Source organism: Dyella koreensis, from assembly GCF_044904565.1.
Taxonomy (GTDB): Bacteria; Pseudomonadota; Gammaproteobacteria; order Xanthomonadales; family Rhodanobacteraceae; genus Dyella_D; species Dyella_D koreensis.
Genome location: NZ_JADIKD010000009.1, coordinates 40,763 through 56,588, shown reverse-complemented (window position 1 = coordinate 56,588; position 15,826 = coordinate 40,763). Strand labels below are relative to the sequence as shown.

At 63.3% G+C, this 15,826-nt stretch carries 18 protein-coding genes; 10 read left to right on the top strand and 8 right to left on the bottom strand.

Going from position 1 to position 15,826, the window contains the following annotated elements; translation table 11 throughout:
* Positions 1-15: 15 nt before the first annotated feature.
* Positions 16-753, bottom strand: coding sequence for an SDR family oxidoreductase (locus ISS97_RS07735; RefSeq protein WP_379985448.1), 738 nt, complete (start codon positions 751-753; stop codon positions 16-18).
* Positions 754-887: 134 nt separating this feature from the next.
* On the opposite strand from ISS97_RS07735, the gene ISS97_RS07730 reads away from it, so the two are divergent.
* The 4 genes from ISS97_RS07730 to ISS97_RS07715 all read left to right on the top strand — a co-directional run bounded on the left by ISS97_RS07730 (position 888) and on the right by ISS97_RS07715 (position 6,261).
* Positions 888-1,799: a LysR family transcriptional regulator gene (locus ISS97_RS07730; protein ID WP_379985450.1), complete on the top strand. Its 912-nt coding sequence runs from the start codon at positions 888-890 to the stop codon at positions 1,797-1,799.
* A 76-nt stretch (positions 1,800-1,875) separates the two neighbouring features.
* The gene (locus ISS97_RS07725; protein ID WP_379985452.1) at positions 1,876-2,769 is read left to right on the top strand and encodes an aldo/keto reductase; all 894 of its coding nucleotides are present in this window, start codon (positions 1,876-1,878) and stop codon (positions 2,767-2,769) included.
* A 93-nt stretch (positions 2,770-2,862) separates the two neighbouring features.
* Positions 2,863-4,830, top strand: a complete 1,968-nt coding sequence (locus ISS97_RS07720) for a ferritin-like domain-containing protein (protein WP_379985454.1) — start codon at positions 2,863-2,865, stop codon at positions 4,828-4,830.
* A 51-nt stretch (positions 4,831-4,881) separates the two neighbouring features.
* A complete protein-coding gene (locus ISS97_RS07715; RefSeq protein WP_379985456.1) occupies positions 4,882-6,261 on the top strand; it encodes an amino acid permease in 1,380 nt (459 codons plus the stop codon).
* Positions 6,262-6,316: 55 nt separating this feature from the next.
* On the opposite strand, the gene ISS97_RS07710 is transcribed toward ISS97_RS07715, so the two are convergent.
* Positions 6,317-7,159 (bottom strand): plasmid replication/partition related protein, encoded by an 843-nt coding sequence (locus ISS97_RS07710; RefSeq protein WP_379985458.1) that lies wholly within the window; start codon positions 7,157-7,159, stop codon positions 6,317-6,319.
* Positions 7,160-7,576: 417 nt separating this feature from the next.
* On the opposite strand from ISS97_RS07710, the gene ISS97_RS07705 reads away from it, so the two are divergent.
* The 6 genes from ISS97_RS07705 to ISS97_RS07680 all read left to right on the top strand — a co-directional run bounded on the left by ISS97_RS07705 (position 7,577) and on the right by ISS97_RS07680 (position 11,361).
* Positions 7,577-7,954, top strand: coding sequence for a cupin domain-containing protein (locus ISS97_RS07705; protein WP_379985460.1), 378 nt, complete (start codon positions 7,577-7,579; stop codon positions 7,952-7,954).
* Positions 7,955-8,249: 295 nt separating this feature from the next.
* Positions 8,250-8,654: a GFA family protein gene (locus tag ISS97_RS07700; RefSeq protein ID WP_379985462.1), complete on the top strand. Its 405-nt coding sequence runs from the start codon at positions 8,250-8,252 to the stop codon at positions 8,652-8,654.
* A 196-nt stretch (positions 8,655-8,850) separates the two neighbouring features.
* Entirely contained in the window at positions 8,851-9,432 is a 582-nt protein-coding gene (locus ISS97_RS07695; protein ID WP_379985464.1) for a TetR/AcrR family transcriptional regulator, read from the top strand.
* Complete coding sequence (locus ISS97_RS07690; RefSeq protein WP_379985466.1) at positions 9,416-10,831, top strand: nitrilase-related carbon-nitrogen hydrolase; 1,416 nt, start codon at positions 9,416-9,418, stop codon at positions 10,829-10,831. The genes ISS97_RS07695 and ISS97_RS07690 overlap by 17 nt, the downstream gene beginning before the upstream one ends.
* Before the next feature lie 81 nt (positions 10,832-10,912).
* Positions 10,913-11,143: a GDCCVxC domain-containing (seleno)protein gene (locus tag ISS97_RS07685; RefSeq protein WP_379985468.1), complete on the top strand. Its 231-nt coding sequence runs from the start codon at positions 10,913-10,915 to the stop codon at positions 11,141-11,143.
* Positions 11,144-11,175: 32 nt separating this feature from the next.
* Entirely contained in the window at positions 11,176-11,361 is a 186-nt protein-coding gene (locus tag ISS97_RS07680) for a hypothetical protein (protein WP_379985470.1), read from the top strand.
* A gap of 29 nt (positions 11,362-11,390) precedes the next feature.
* Here the strand turns inward: ISS97_RS07680 and ISS97_RS07675 are convergent, their stop codons facing one another.
* From ISS97_RS07675 to ISS97_RS07650, 6 genes are all read right to left on the bottom strand, one after another.
* On the bottom strand, positions 11,391-12,101 hold the full coding sequence (locus ISS97_RS07675; protein WP_379985472.1) for an rRNA pseudouridine synthase: 711 nt from the start codon (positions 12,099-12,101) through the stop codon (positions 11,391-11,393).
* A gap of 101 nt (positions 12,102-12,202) precedes the next feature.
* Entirely contained in the window at positions 12,203-13,201 is a 999-nt protein-coding gene (locus ISS97_RS07670; protein ID WP_379985474.1) for a transporter family protein, read from the bottom strand.
* Positions 13,202-13,364: 163 nt separating this feature from the next.
* On the bottom strand, positions 13,365-13,742 hold the full coding sequence (locus tag ISS97_RS07665) for a DUF2946 domain-containing protein (protein ID WP_379985476.1): 378 nt from the start codon (positions 13,740-13,742) through the stop codon (positions 13,365-13,367).
* Positions 13,743-13,901: 159 nt separating this feature from the next.
* The gene (locus tag ISS97_RS07660) at positions 13,902-14,771 is read right to left on the bottom strand and encodes an alpha/beta fold hydrolase (protein ID WP_379985478.1); all 870 of its coding nucleotides are present in this window, start codon (positions 14,769-14,771) and stop codon (positions 13,902-13,904) included.
* Positions 14,768-14,911 carry a hypothetical protein gene (locus ISS97_RS07655; protein ID WP_379985479.1) on the bottom strand — a complete coding sequence of 48 codons (144 nt, stop codon included), beginning with the start codon at positions 14,909-14,911 and terminating at the stop codon, positions 14,768-14,770. Before ISS97_RS07655 ends, ISS97_RS07660 begins: the two co-directional genes overlap by 4 nt.
* A 524-nt stretch (positions 14,912-15,435) precedes the next feature.
* Complete coding sequence (locus tag ISS97_RS07650) at positions 15,436-15,783, bottom strand: ArsR/SmtB family transcription factor (protein ID WP_379985481.1); 348 nt, start codon at positions 15,781-15,783, stop codon at positions 15,436-15,438.
* Between the last annotated feature and the right edge of the window lie 43 nt (positions 15,784-15,826).

The window sequence follows — 15,826 nt, the reverse complement described above, 5'->3', positions numbered from 1 at the left end:
GAGGGCGGTGGCGTCTTACGCCATGCCGCCGTTGACGCGGACGACCTGCCCATTCACCCAGCCGCCGTCCGGGCCGGTGAGGAAGGACACGGCCCTGGCAATGTCATCGGGTGTACCGATGCGCTCGAGCGGCGCGAGCTTGCTGATCTGTGCGATCTGCTCGTCCGACTTGCCGTTGAAGAACAGCTCCGTGCCCACTGGACCAGGCGCCACCGCATTCACCGTGATGTCGCGTCCGCGCAGCTCATTGGCGAGCACATGCACGAGTCCTTCCACACCGGCCTTGGAGGCCACGTAGGCGCCGTAGGTGGGAAAGGCCTTGGCGATCACACTGGTGGACAGCGCGATGATGCGGCCGCCGCGTTGCAGGGTTTCCGCCGCCTTGCCCAGCACCAGGAAACTGCCGCGCAGGTTGGTGCGGATGATGCGATCGAACGCATCGACGTCGCCGCCCGCGATCGGGAAGTTGGCCATGATGCCGGCGCTGTGCACGACGACATCCACGCTGCCGGAAAGCTGGTCAGCCGCGTCGAACAGACGCGTCACATCCTGCGCATCGGCGATATCGCCCTGCACGGCGAGCGCGCGGCCGCCGGCCTGTTCAATCTCGGCGACCACCTCGTTCGCCTTCGTCGGATTGCCGGCGTAATGCACGGCGATGGCAAAGCCGTCGCTGGCCAGGCGCAGGGCGATAGCCCGGCCGATACCGCCCGAGGCGCCCGTCACCAGGGCGGTCTTGATCTGCTCGTTCATGGGGAATGCTCCAGTCGTTGGGGAGGCCCTTGGTAGGCCGGTCTTTACGTGGGAGGCATTCTTTCCGTTGAGGCTGTCTGGATAAATCGCCTCAAACTGGCATATCAATTCGCTCTCATTGAATAATGGGCGCCATGGATCGCCTGGATGCCCTGCGCCTGTTCACCCGCATCGTCGAGCTCGGCAGCTTCTCCCGTGCCGCCGGCGAGCTGGATATCCCGCGCGCCACGGCTACCTATGCCATCAAGGAACTGGAAGCCCGGCTAGGCGCGCGCCTGCTCGAACGCACTACCCGTCAGGTGCGCACGACTCTCGATGGACGCGCTTATTACGAGCGTTGCGTGCACGTGCTGGCCGAGCTAGAGGACGCCGAGTCTGCGCTGGGCACCGCCGCCGCCAATCCGCGCGGCACGCTGCGGCTGGATCTGCACGGCACCCATGCCACCACCATCGTGCTGCCGCGGATCAACGACTTCCGCGGCCGCTATCCGCACATCGACCTGATCGTCAGCAGTGGCGACCGCCTGGTGGACCTGGTGCGCGAAGGCATCGACTGCGTGATCCGTGCCGGTACGCCCAGGGATTCCTCACTGGTCGCGCGCCGCCTGGCGGTGATGCCGGAGATCATCTGCGCCAGCCCTGAGTATCTCGGCCGCTTTGGTACGCCAACGCATCCCGACGAACTCGCCAACCATCAGTCCGTCGGCTTCTTCGCCAGCAGCCGCGATATCGCCTATCCCTTTGAACTCATCGTGGACGGCCAGACGCGGGAATACAGCTTGAGCAACTGGATCTCTGTCAACGACGCCGGCAGCTATCTGGTCGCGGCGCTGCAAGGTTGCGGACTGGTGCAGCTGCCGCGCTATCACGTCGAGCAACTGCTCCGCGATGGGCGCCTGGTGGAGGTGCTCGGTGATTGGGCCTCGCCGGGGCTGCCGGTATCCGTGATGTATCCCTACCATCGGCAGCTGTCGCCAAGAGTGCGAGCGTTTATCGACTGGGTGACCGAGCTTTATGCCGAACGGTTCGGCGTGACGACGGGATAGCTTCGCAAGTCGATGCTTCATTCAAACGTGCCTCTGCTTAAAGGCAGACCCGGTAATTTCATTCCAAGATTTCTACATGACGCCCCAAACCAACACCACGCAAACCCTCGAGCTCTCGCCGATTGTCGCGGGCCTTTGGCGCATCACCGACTGGAATCTCAGCGTGCAGGAGCGCGTGCGCTGGATCGAGCAGGCGCTAGAGCTTGGCATCACTTCGTTCGATCACGCCGACATCTATGGCGACTACCGGGCGGAAGCGCTGTTCGGCGAAGCGCTGAAAGCGATGCCGGCGTTGCGCGAGCGCATGCAACTGGTCACCAAATGCGGCATCCGGCTGCGTTCCGCCCAGCGCAACTATCAGGTCAACTACTACGACACCTCGGCAGCGTATGTGCGAGCGCAAGTGGAGCAGTCCCTGCGCAACCTGCACACCGAGCGATTGGATCTGGTCCTGATCCATCGCCCTGATTATCTGATGGACGCCGCCGCATTGGCCGACACCTTCGCCACGCTCATTCGCGAGGGCAAAGTGCAGCACTGGGGTGTCTCCAATCACAGCACCAGCCAGTTCGCGCTGTTGCACCAGCGGCATCCACTGCTGACCAACCAGGTCGAGCTGTCTCCGTTGCGGATGGATGCGCTGGACGACGGCACCCTCGACCAGGCCCAGCAACTGGGCCTGCGCCCGATGATCTGGTCGCCACTCGGCGGCGGCCGCCTGTTCACTGGCCAGGACGAGCAGGCCATCCGCGTGCGCGAACAGATGACCGCCATCGCCGCGCACCATGACATCAGCCTCGCCACGCTCGCTTTTGCCTGGGTGCTGCGTCATCCCTCCCGTCCTCATACCATTACTGGCACAGGCCGCATCGAAGGATTGCGCGAAGCCATCGCTGCATTGGACGTGCAGCTCGATGCGGAAGACTGGTATGCGATCTGGACGGCAAGCAAGGGTCATCCGGTGCCCTAAACACACATCACATCCAGGCCAAGATGGCCTAGGGTTTGTCTTGTCGACGGTGTACCTTCGGGCCTTCCCGAAATATCCCCTGGGGAGCCAGCCATGGCCAGCCATAACCCGGTCGATGTCGTACCCAGTCGCGAGCAGTTGCTGCATGCCTTGTACGAGGCGGCGGAACTCGAGCACTGCCTCATGTGTACCTATCTCTATGCCGCCTTCTCGCTGAAGTCGTCATTGGATGAAGGTCTGACAGCCGAGCAGCTCGATGCCGTCACGCGCTGGCGGCGCACGATTGTGGAAATCGCCACCGAGGAGATGGGGCATCTGGCATCGGTGTGGAATATCACCGCCGCGCTAGGTGGCGCGCCGCGGGTCGGGCGCTCGAACTTCCCACTTGACCCCGGCTACCTGCCGGCCGGCGTGGTAGTGAAGCTGGCGCCCTTCAACAGAGCCACGCTGCAACACTTTATCTACCTGGAACGGCCCGCCGATTCCACCGAGATGGATGGCGAGGGCTTCGCTCCCGAGCGTGTGTTCGTGCGCGGTGCCGATGGTCCGCGCCTTACACCGATGGGTGTGGATTACGACACCGTGGGCGCGTTCTACGAAAGGCTGGGCGAAAACCTGCGCAAACTGGTCGACGCGCAGGGTGAAGCCAATGCGCTATGCGGTGACCCGGCGCTGCAACTATCCGACGCCGATGTCTCCCTTCCGGGCGCCAAACGCGTGATCTGCCTGAAGACCGCGCTGATCGCCTTCAACGCGATCGTGACCCAGGGCGAAGGCGCGCAGCAGAACGCCGTAGGCTCGCACTATCAGAAGTTCGCGGCCATCCGCGATGAGTATCAGGCACTGCTCGCCGCCGATCCCTCCTTCGTGCCTGCGTTCCCCGCAGCCACCAACCCGGTACTGCGCCGGCCGCCGCGTCCGGAAGGGCGCGTGTGGCTCGAAGATGCCAGGGCCATCGCTACCGTCGATCTGGCCAATAGCGCCTACGGTCTGATGCAGCGCCTGCTCGCTTATACCTATGCGGTCCCCGCGCCGGATCCGGACAAGATGCTGGCGCTGGATCTGTCGATCGGCCTGATGCATGCACTGGTACCGCTGGCCGAGCGCGCGGCGCGGCTGCCCGCCGGCCCATCGAATCCCACCTGCCATGCGGGCGTCACCTTCATTACCTTGCGCGATACCGCAGCGCTGCCGCCTGGCCCCAGTGCGCGCCGCTTTTTCCGCGAGCGCATCCAGCAGCTGGCGGATGCCGCCGTGCGCATGAACGAGGGTGGCGACGCCCGTACCGCCGCGGCGGCTTCGATCCTGTCCCGGCTCGCGCAGAACGCCGTGCAGAACTTCGATCTCGCCAGGCCCGCGCCCTCGGCCGCGGCACCTGTCACCGCGCCGCCTGCTCAACCATCGCCGCCGACTTCCGTGCAGGACGGCATTGAGCAGGTCGAAGGCGAGAAGCTGACCCTGCTGTTCGAAGCAAAGCGTTGCATCCATGCGCGCTTCTGCGTCACCGGCGCACCCACGGTCTTCCTTGCCAATGTGCAGGGTCCGTGGATCCATCCTGACACCATGGATGTGGAGCGGCTGGCGGACATCGCCCATGCCTGTCCCTCGGGCGCCATCCAATACAAGCGGCGCGATGGCCGTCCGGACGAAGCTGCACCGCCGGTCAATCTCGCCGCCACGCGCGAGGCCGGGCCGTACGCATTCCGCGGCGACCTGCGCCTGAACGGTGTGCCCGCCGGTTTTCGCGCCACGCTCTGCCGCTGCGGCGCTTCCAAGAACAAGCCGTTCTGCGACGGCTCGCATCACGACATCGGCTTCAGCGCCACCGGTGAACCACCGACGGGAACGGCAACTGATGCACTCGTTGTGCGCGACGGCCCGCTGCATATCGATCCGCAGACCAATGGCCCATTGAAAGTGCGCGGCAATCTAGAGATCACCAGCGGCACCGGCCGCATGGTGGCGCGAGTCACCAGCGCCTTTCTGTGTCGCTGCGGCGGCAGCCAGAACAAGCCGTTCTGCGATGGGACGCACGCCAAGATCGGTTTTGTGGCGGATTAAGTCGATAACGATCTTCTTCAGACAACCAAGCCATTCGTATCGGGACACCTAATGCACACGAACGAACAAGCGTTGAAGCGTGGCCTGCAGGAACGTCATATCCGCCTCATGGCCCTGGGATCGGCCATTGGCGTAGGTCTGTTCCTGGGCTCGGCCAACGCGATCAAACTCGCCGGGCCGGCGATCCTGCTCTCCTACATCATGGGCGGCGTAGCGATCTTCATCATCATGCGCGCGCTCGGCGAAATGGCGGTGCACAACCCGGTGGCCGGTTCCTTCAGCCGCTATGCGCAGGATTACCTCGGACCACTGCCGGGTTATCTCACCGGCTGGAACTATTGGTTCATGTGGCTGGTGACTTGCGTGGCGGAAATTACCGCCGTCGGTATCTACATGGGCATCTGGTTTCCGGATGTGCCGCAATGGATCTGGGCGCTGGCGGCACTGGCCGCGATGGGTGCGGTGAATCTGGCCGCTGTGAAGGCTTATGGCGAGTTCGAATTCTGGTTCGCCATGATTAAGGTAGTAACGATCGTGCTGATGATCATCGGCGGCGGCGCCATGATCCTGTTCGGCCTCGGCAACCATGGCGTTGCGACGGGCATCAGCAATCTGTGGGCACATGGCGGTTTCATGCCCAATGGCGCGCAGGGCATGTTGATGGCGTTGCAGATGGTGATGTTTGCCTATCTCGGCGTGGAGATGATCGGCCTCACCGCCGGCGAGGCGGACAACCCGAACAAGTCGATTCCCGACGCGATCAACTCGGTGTTCTGGCGCATTCTGATTTTCTATGTCGGCGCGCTGTTCGTGATCCTGTCGATCTATCCCTGGAACGAGCTGGGCACGCACGGCAGCCCCTTCGTGATGACCTTCGAACGCCTCGGCATCAAATCCGCCGCGGGCATCATCAACTTCGTGGTGCTTACCGCCGCATTGTCGTCGTGCAACGGCGGCATCTACAGCACCGGCCGCATGCTCTACAACCTGGCCCAGCAAGGCCAGGCGCCGCGGGTGTTCGCGGTGACCTCGCGCGGCGGCATACCGCATCGGGCCATCCAGATATCCATCATCGCCTTGCTGCTCGGCGTGCTGCTCAACTATCTGGTGCCGGCGAAAGTCTTTGTGTGGGTAACGTCGGTCGCCACCTTCGGTGCGATCTGGACCTGGGGCGTGGTGCTGATCACGCAGATGAAATTCCGGCGGAGCCTGAGTGACGCCGAACGCCAGCGGCTGGTTTTCCGCATGCCGCTCTATCCCTATGCCTCCTGGGTGGCGCTGGCATTCCTGGTGCTGGTGATCGGGCTGATGGCGCATTTTCCGGACACGCGCGTCGCCTTGGTGGTCGGGCCGCTGTGGCTCGTGCTGCTGACGGTGCTGTACTACGTGTTTGGGTTGGGCAAGCGAGAACTCGCCGAGAGCACGGGCTAGGTCAGGCGCATGCGAGCGCCGCAGTCGTACCTGCGGCGTGCGCTGGATGTTTCTTTCAGTCCGAGGCGGAAACCTGGCCTTGCAGTTCCGCGAGCTGACGGCGCAGCGCTTCGTTCTCGGCGGTCAGCTCGATCACGCGCTGGCGTAGTGTGTGGAGCTCGCTGTCGTCTGTTGTGTCTTGCGCGGGCGTGACTTCATCGCGCGGCTTGCGTTTTGCCTCGCGTACGCGCCGGGCAACCTGCTTGAGTTCGTCGCCGCCGGCCACCGCCGCGGCGCGCTGTTCTTCGACCGGTAGGCTGGCCACGGCAGCCGCGGCGTTGATCGAAAGAGTACCGGCTTTCACCGCGGCGACCACTTCTTCCGCGGCCTGCTTGTGGATCTTCTCGATCATGCCGACCTGGCTGTTGCTAAGGCGCGCTTCGCGCGCGATGGCCACACGACTGGGCAGAGGCTCCGGCTTAGGCGCGTCGGCAGGGGTGGCGGCGACGGGAGTGGCGTCTTCGGGCGCATCGCTGACAGCTTCCGCTGCGGCTTGCGCGTGTGCCTGGTCATCGACTTCGCGAGCACCAGCGCGTCGCGCAGCCAGGATTTCCCGCTTGCGCAAGGCCAGTACGCCGCGCTGAAACGGAGAAACGCTGCGGCGGCCCAGATGCTGGTCGATCATCCACAGATGCACATCGGCCATGGAGCGGAACTGGGTGTTCTGGATGGTCTGAAACGGCAGGTCATGCTTGCGGCAAACGCTGTAACGATGATGGCCATCGACAAGCATGTCGCCCCACAGCACCAGCGCATCGCGGCAACCCTCGGCCAGGATGCTCCGCTCCAGCGCGTCGTACTCCTCCGGCGTCATCGGGTCGATATAAGCCTTGAGTTCTTCATTGACAACAATGTCCATGCACGCGAAAACCGGAGAGCCAAAAGGGGGCGCATTGTAGAGAGAGCGAGCCAACTTGACGACCGCTGGTGCCGCCCAGGACGCGTCTTGCTCCGTGTGCAGCCATCCACCATTTGCATGATTGACGCCCCTTCCGGTGGCGCGTAGCGTCATTCAGGTGCCTGGGTGATTTCGCCGGGCACCGGCATCCGACCAACGATGGCAAACATGCGCTGTGCAGTCTCCGCCCGAGCACCAGCGTAGTCACCGGAATTTCGTACAACGCGATGCCGCTCGCTGCCGCTGGTTCTCATGCCGCGGCATCGACTTGGGCGGAGCAAGCCTGCCGCCTGGAACGGGAGCCCACACGTGGGCGCTGATCGCGCGATCAGCAGTCAAGGACCCTGGACCATCTCAACGTAGTGCGGAGGACAAGTCATGGCAATCGCAATGTATCGAAACGCGAAAGTGGTGTTGATCGCGCTGGCGTGTGTCTGCGCCGGACCCGTGTTGGCGCAGGACATGGCGACGGTGGCACCGAAGAACACCAAGGTGCTTGTCGACAACGCGCAAGTAAGAGTGATGGAAGTAAGCGCGAAGCCCGGCGAGAAAATCGGCATGCATTCCCATCCGGGTTCTGTCGTGTACTTCGTCACATCAGGCAAGACCAAGACGACGCTGGCGGATGGAAAGGTGACCGAGTCGGAACACAAGGCAGGGGAGGCCGTGTGGAACGAGCCAGTGACGCACAGTAACGAGAACATCGGCGCGACGGCCGTCAAGGTGATCGTGGTGGAAGTGAAATCGGCGAAGTAGTTGGATGCGGGCGGGAGGGGTATAGACCCGCGGATACAGCAGGTGCCGTTGCACGCGTAGCTTGAAAATAAGAAGGTGGAGGCAGTTGGGTGAATCCAGTCATCGTTGATCACACGATGAGCGACCCGACTGCCTCCATCTCTATGGGGGCCGGGATCGGATAGCGATGACTGAGACAGGTTGAGTCAAGCAGATGCGAGCTGTCTTGACTGACCCCGTTCCTGTGTGGGCACCATGGATGCAAGCGGAGCAATGCAACGATCCTTGTATCCCTGGCTTAGTTCAGAGGTGCCCCATGTCCTTCCAAACGGCCTCCTGTTCCTGCGGGAAACTGCGCATTCAAGTCGAAGGTGATCCGCAAGGGGTCGGCGTTTGCCATTGCTTCGCCTGCCAGCGGAGGACGGGCAGTGTCTTCGCGGCCCTGGCCAGCTATGCCGCTCCGTTCAAGGTCTCAGGCGTTGCCACCGAATACGTTCGCGTCGGCGATCAGGGTGCCAGGTTTATCTACCGGTTCTGCCCCGTCTGCGGGACCACCGTCTTTCATACGGAAGAAGGCGATGACGAATCGGTAAGTGTCGCGGTGGGAGCCTTTGCCGATGCCGGGTTTCCGCCACCGCAGGTATCCGTCTATGACAGTCGCCGGCATTCATGGGTCCGGTTGCCGGCCGATGTGACCGCATTTAGCAAAGACCCCGTGTAGTCACACCCGCGCCGCAGGCAGGAACAGCGGCATGGCCGTTCGTCCCGATCAGAGGATGAGACGACCGATTTTCTGAACAACTATCCGCGGCGGGTCGAGCAGCTACTGTCCGATCCCTAGTCCTGGGTTGCCAACTTTCCAGGCCCCTGACTGCAGGCCGTTGCATCGCTGCGAATATCATGTATACACTGTATACATGACTCGCCTGACGACCGCCGAGAAGATCCTCCGGGCTGCGCACCGCTTGTTCGATAGCGAAGGTGCCGAGGCTGTGACCATGCGCCGCGTAGCCGACGCAGTGGGCATTACGCCGATGGCGATTTATCGCCATTTCCCCAATCGCGATGCTCTGCTGAAACGTCTCTCCGACGACAGCTTCAATAGCGTCGCGCATGAATGGAAGGTGCGTACGCGCAGCCCTGACCTGATCAAACGATTGATGGCATTGGCAGAACCCTATCTGGATTACGCGCTGACGCATCCGCATCTGTTCGACCACGCCTTTTCGGTGCGTCGCGATGATGCGCGGCGCTATCCCGAGGACTTCCGCGCAGGCCTCTCGCCCACGTTCAACGTCATAGTCGACGCGATCGTCGAGGGCATGGCCAAGGGTGTGTTGAAGCAAGACGATCCGCACGACGTGGCGATGGCCATATGGGCGCAACAGCACGGCCTGATTGCCCTCTACCGCGCTGGACGCTTCAGTTATGACGAGGCGCAGTTCCGCGCCTTCTGCAAGCAATCGCTGGGGAGATTGATCGATGGCATCAAAGCCTGATGGTGTCGCGCTGCCGGTCTGGCTGACGGCGACTGCGTTGTCCGCGTTGGCCTGGTGGTTCGGTAGCGGACTACAGCCTGTGTGGTGGGTGGCCTGGCTCGCGCCGTTGCCGGTGCTGTGGCTCGCGCCCCGGGTACGCGCACCCTGGGCGGCGCTGGCCGCCTTTGTGGCGTACGCGGTTGGTGGGCTCAATCTGTGGGCGTATGCGCATACCTACATTGGTCTTCCGCTGCCAGTGATCGTTCTTTTCATCGGTGTGCCCTGCCTCATGCTGATGCTGTGCGTTCTGCTGTTCAGGCGATTGTTGCTGCGCGGCCATGCTCTGGCGGCGGCGCTGGCGGTGCCGACGATGTGGGTCGCCGCCGAATACATCTACAACCTGCTCTCGCCACACGGCACGTTCTTCAACATCAGTTACACGCAGATGGATGCGCTTGCAATCATCCAGCTGGCTGCCGTGACGGGTATCTGGGGTGCCGGGTTCCTCGTTCTTTTCCTTCCAGCCGCTCTCGGCGTGCTGACAGCGCCGAAGATCACGACACGCAACCGTGCATGGGTGGGCGCTGTCGTCGCGGTCTTCATCGCGGCCACTGTTGCCTATGGTGGGTGGCGGCTGCAGGCGCCGGCCACGGCGACGATGCGTGTGGGTCTGGTGTCGCTGGGCCATGGGCAGCCCGCATTGAGCGAAGCCAGGGGGCAGGCGCTGGAGGCGCGTTATGTGGATGCGCTAAACCGGCTGGCCAGCGCCGGTGCGCGGACCGTGCTGATTCCGGAGACCTCGTTCTCGACGGCCGATGCCAGCATCCCGGCCTTTGCGGAGCTGGCGAAACAGCGTGAGCTGACCATAGGTGCAGGAGTCGATTTCAAGGGCGATCTGCAAGGCCGCCGCAATATGCTGATGGTGTTCCAGCCGGGCGTGATGTCGCCGGCTACGTACAGCAAGCATCATGTGCTCATTGGTCTGGAGGATCACACGCCGGGCGACAGCTACACCATGCTCGAGGGAACCCCGCGGACTGGTCTGGCGATCTGCAAGGATCTGGATTTCCATGACACGGGCAGCGCCTATGCCACTCGCCATGCACAACTGTTGCTGGTGCCGGCTTCGGACTTCGTCGTCGATGGTTGGCTGCATAGCCGCATGGCGATCATGCGCGGCGTGGAAAGCGGCTTCGCCATGGCGCGCACCGCACGCTCCGGCCGCCTTACGCTCAGCGACGATCGCGGCCGCGTAGTCGCCGAGGCATCCAGCGAAAAGCAGGATGCCGAGCTGGTAGGCGATCTGCCGCTGCGCGAAACGCAAACGCTGTACGCACGATGGGGCGACTGGTTCGCATGGCTTGACCTGATCGCTCTGGGCGGGTGGTTGCTGCTGGCCTTCATGCCGCATCGCCGGTAGATCCAGCATTACGGCGGCTACGCTGGGCAAGGGGTGCTCTGAGGCGCCCCTTGGGCACCGCGCTATAGGTAAGATGCGCATATGCCTGCAGAGCTCGTTCCGGAAAGCACACTGACCTGTCCGCATTGCGGCTTTCAGGCAGTCGAAACCATGCCGACGAATGCCTGTCAGTTCTTCTACGACTGCAAGGGTTGCGGCGAGCTACTGCGCCCGAAGCCCGGCGACTGTTGCGTGTTCTGTTCTTACGGCGATGTGCCGTGTCCTCCGATTCAACAGCAAAGTTCCTGCTGTGCGAAGCCGGCGGCACGCTAAGCGAAAAACCATTTCCTTCCAAGGATTAATCGATGAGCAAGCCACCCCAGACAGGCGCAGAAGAAGGGCAGGGTGCGGCACCGACCTCGGCCGTGCCGCACATGGGCTCGCATCATTCGCCGGCCGAGCGATTGATCGACAGCCTGGATATCGCGGAGAGCGATGAAGTACTGCATGACTCCGCGTTACGCGATTCGGCGCTGCGCGCACCGAAGTAAGGGACGTTGGCGGGTCCGGCGTGTAGGGATCAGAACCGGTCAGTGCCGGCCAGGTAACGCCATTGTCCGGGCGGCAGGCGCGACATAGGGATGCGGCCGATGCGGATACGCTTGATCGCCAGAACCTTCAATCCGACCGCCTGGCACATGCGCTCGACCATGGTGGGCGAGATGCGCTTCAAGGCGAACCGAAGGTTGTTTTCGTTCTGCCAACTCACCTTGATCGGTGGCAGCGCGTAATTGTCGAAACTGAGCCCGTGATTGAGCAAGGCCAGGCCGTTCGGCGCCAGCGTGCCGGCGACTTCGACCACCAGCTCCTGCTCGATGCGATCGAAGTTTTCTTCCAGATTCCGCTTCACCCGCCAATCCTGCGTAAACACCAGCAGGCCGCTGGCGTGATCGGGTAAAGGCAAGGGCGATTCCAGCCGGGCGAAGTGGCGTTTCAGGGGGCGCACGCCGGAGGTGTCTTCGTCCGTGTGGCTCGCCATGCTGATGAGCGCGCGCGCCTGATCCGTGGTGAGGCCTGCCGGCTTGTGCAGCACCAGGGTGGCGGCTTCGGCCGGCGCCAGTTCGGCGTGCGGGTCGATCTCGACGCGCTGGTCCGTCACCTTGAACTGCGGTTCTTCCACTGTCTCGCCATCCACCCGCACCCAGCCGCCTTCGATATACATCTCGGCCTCGCGCCGCGAGCACTGGGTCATCGCGGCGACGCGCTTGGCGAGGCGGACAGGTTCGGTCATCGACGTGGCCAGAAGGAGGGATGCGGGCATTGTATGCGGCATGGCGCCAGCCGCAGGCGAAATCGTCAGAGATCGCCTGCGCAGGAGCCTTGAACATGCGCCTAGAACCGATACTGCGCGCCTACCGACCACAGCCGCCGCGGCTCCAGCTGCAATCCGTTGACGTGCTGATAGATCGGCAACTGCACAAAGGCGAACGCATCGAATCGCGGCGTGATCTTCATGCCGATGCCGGGACTGAGATACGCCAGCACCGCGCCACTGTTCGGGCGATCCGCTTGCCCACCGCTCTCGCGCTGCTCGCCATGCAGGTTCAGTTGCAGCTGCGGGGTAAAACGTCCGGCATCCAGATAGCGCAGCCCGAAATTGATATTGAGCGAGTTGCCGGGACGGAAGTGATCGCGTGACGTCATCGCGATTTGTGCCATGGCCTGGCCGAAGTAGCCGATCGACTCGGTCACGTAGCCGAACTTGTACACGCCGAGCAGCGCGTCGGTGGTGCCGGTACCCAGTTGCAGGCCACGATCGAGCAGCTCGCCCGCCTGCGGGCCCGAGGCGAAATCCTGCTTGAAGCGCCCGGTCGGCAACTTCAGGCCGAACTGCAGGCCGATGCCGGCGTCTTCGCTCAGCCCCTGGTAGCGCGCGACCACGCGCAGGTCGCCGATGCCGCGCGCGTCGGAGGTGGAGACGTCGGTGTCGCTCGCGGCAATGGTCTGGTGATGGCGATCGGTATAAGGCAGTTGCACCGACAGGCCCCAATAGCGCGAGAAGTTGTAGTCGGCGCCGAGCAGTGTGTTGCGGTTGATGGTCTTCTGCTGCACTTCCTGGTCATTCGGAAACGCGAGCGATGAGCGGTGCACGGTATCGCTACCGCTGATCAGCCGGGACTGGTCGAAGTAGTCCTCGCGCACGCTGAGATGCAAGCCGGTACTGGTGGCATAGCCCTGGCTGGACCAGTCGGAGTTGAGCGAACAGCCGCAGGTGGAGCAGGCCTGTGCGAGGCCGGGTGCGAACGCCGCGGCGATCAGCGCGCTGGCGGCGAGGACGCCCGGCAGGCGCTTTGCGCTCTTGTCCGTGGCGATAAGGGAAAGGAGAGGCATCGGTGGTCCCCGGATATCGATAATGCTTGTAGAAAGCCGGTGTAACGGGCGTGACGCCCGTCCATGGCAAGCGGAAGGTCCCGTCCGTCAGCGACGCTCAGCCCGGCATGGCGGCCGGGCATGCACGCACACACGGCGCATGGCGCCGTCGGGACCGGATCGATCAGGCGCGCGTGGGCGCCGGGGGACCGCGCGGCGCGGCGGCGAGTGTTGCCAGGCGCAACGCCGGCAGAGCGCCTGGCAGGTTGGCCGGCACGGCGGCGACAGGCGGCAGGATCGGCGGGAGCCAGATCGCCCCAGGCAGCATCGGGCTGTAGCCGAGCAGGCCGCAGTAACCGCACTTCTCCAGTGCATGATCGTGCGGCGGCGAAAGCGGCGGAATCTCTTCGGCGTGTTTGCCGCAGTCGGCATGGTGGTGCATGGCCGTCGCATGAGCGGCCGGCAGCAAGGTTTGCGAGATCACCGGCGCAACGATGGTGAGCCACATGGCGGCGATAGCCAGCCAGGCGATCCACCGTCGATGGGTGCGCGAACGAATCACTCGGAATCCCGCAAAGAGACCGGCCAGCTGCCGGACCGCGGGATCATCCCATTCACCCATCCCAGGCGCGCTGCGACACAGCGTCGCGCCGGATGGCGTCAGGAGGACGTAAGGCTTCGATGGCCCGGGCGAAGCGTGCTTCGCCCGGGCGCCTCCTATTCAGGCGCTGACGTTGGTCCAGTGCGCCTTGAGCTCGCGATTGAATTCCTCGGGCCGCTCTTCCGGAAAGAAGATGCGTGCCTCCTTGAATTCCACGCGCTTCCTGGTGCCCGGAATGGTCTGTTGCAACCAGTGCGACCACTGTACGTCGAAGTAGATATCGTCCGTGCCCCAGACAATCAGTGTGGGTGCCTGCAGCAGGCGCAGGCGATCTTCGATGCCGACCGTGTGACGATGATCGAAAGCGTTGACGAAACGCTCGATGTCGCGCGTGCGTTGGGCATTGCGCAGATGCGGCTGCAGGTAAGTGTCGATGGTGTCGTCCGTCACTGCCTCCGGTCGCTCATAAGCAGGGCCCAACGCTTGCGGCGAGCGATAGATGGTCTTGTCGGCGAGCATCGCTTGCAGCGTCTGCGGCAGGCCGCCTGCGGCAACCATCTCCACGAACGGCTTGAAGGCTTCCGGCGGCCAGTTGTCGTGTGCATCGCAATTGGTCAGCGCCAGGCTGCGAATGCGTTCGGGATACAGCGCCGCGAAAATCTGGCAAATGCCGCCGCCGCTGTCGTTGCCGACCAGATCCACCTGGTCGATGTGCAACGCATCGAGGAACTGCGCCAGCATGTGCGCGTTCGCCGTTACCGAGACATCCTGGTCGGCCGCGATCTCCGTATCGCCGTGGGCCAGCAGGTCCACGGCGATGCAGTGGCGCAGGTTGCCGAGTTCCGCCAGCTGGTGGCGCCACAGGTAGCTGTTGAGCAGTACGCCGTGCACAAACAAGGCGACCGGTCCGCTGCCGTGTTCCACGTAGCTGATGGTTCCCGAAGGCGTCTCGACCTGACGCCGGCCCGCGTAGAAGGTTTTGCCGCTCATGGCGCCGGCTTCGCGCTGGCTTCGCGCAATTTCTGTGCGCATTCCTCGCAGCAGACTTCGACGGTGCGGGCGCCGATTTTGACTTTGATGGCGTTTTGGTCGAGGGGGTAGTCGCAGACGGCGCAGGTTTTTTCGTTCATGGGGTGTCTCCTTGGGTGGTGCGGTTTGGGTGTGGTTAGGAGACGCTTTTGGGGGGATTGGTGCTGTCGAAATCTTTAGTGGTTTGTGTCTGCCCTTCGGGGGGGGGGGCTTCAGACACGCTTCCCTACTCGTCATCCCTGCGTAGGCAGGGATCCAGTGGCGTTATCGCCCGGTTGTCGCGTTATCGCGGCCTGGCTCGCCTGCCGCGGGCTTCCGAACCGCTGCCGCGGTCCGGGTCACTTTCTCTTTGCTGGCCCAACCCCCCAAGGGGGCCTAGAGAGAAAGTAACCAAAGAGAAATGGCCTCAGAGCAGGCGGCGTGCTTTGTAGTTGCGCGTTTTCCAGTGCCAGACGGTGGGACGATTTTCTTTCGGGCCTGATCGTCCACTCGTTGACGCCGCGCAACATCTCCCTCTCCCCATTGGGGAGAGGGTTGGGGTGAGGGGCGGGTGCTCGAGATGCCGTCGCTACGAAGCGTTTTTCTTTCGGATGCTGGGGTTCATTGGCTCGCTCGAGCCAATGCATCAGGCCATCCGTTTTCGCGAACGAGCCGCTTTGCTCGCCACCGCTGGCGTACAAGACTTCCCCGTCGCGCTGCAGCAGTTCTCGGTGAGATAGCCCACCAACTCGTCCATGGCTTCAAGAACGGGGGAGTAATAGATGAAGCGGCCGTCTTGCCGGCTGGTGATGAGTCCGGCGTGGACGAGTTCTTTGAGGTGGAAGGAGAGGGTGGCGTTGGCGAGGCCGAGGTGTTCGGCGATGGCGCTGGCGGCCAGGCCGTCGGGGGCGTGTTCGACGAGCAGGCGGTAGACGGCCAGTCGCGACTCTTGGGCGAGTGCGGAGAGGACGGCGATGGCTTGTTTGGTCTGCATGGTCGAGCGATGTGTTTGGGCGGTGATGCTGCGCAGTGTAGGG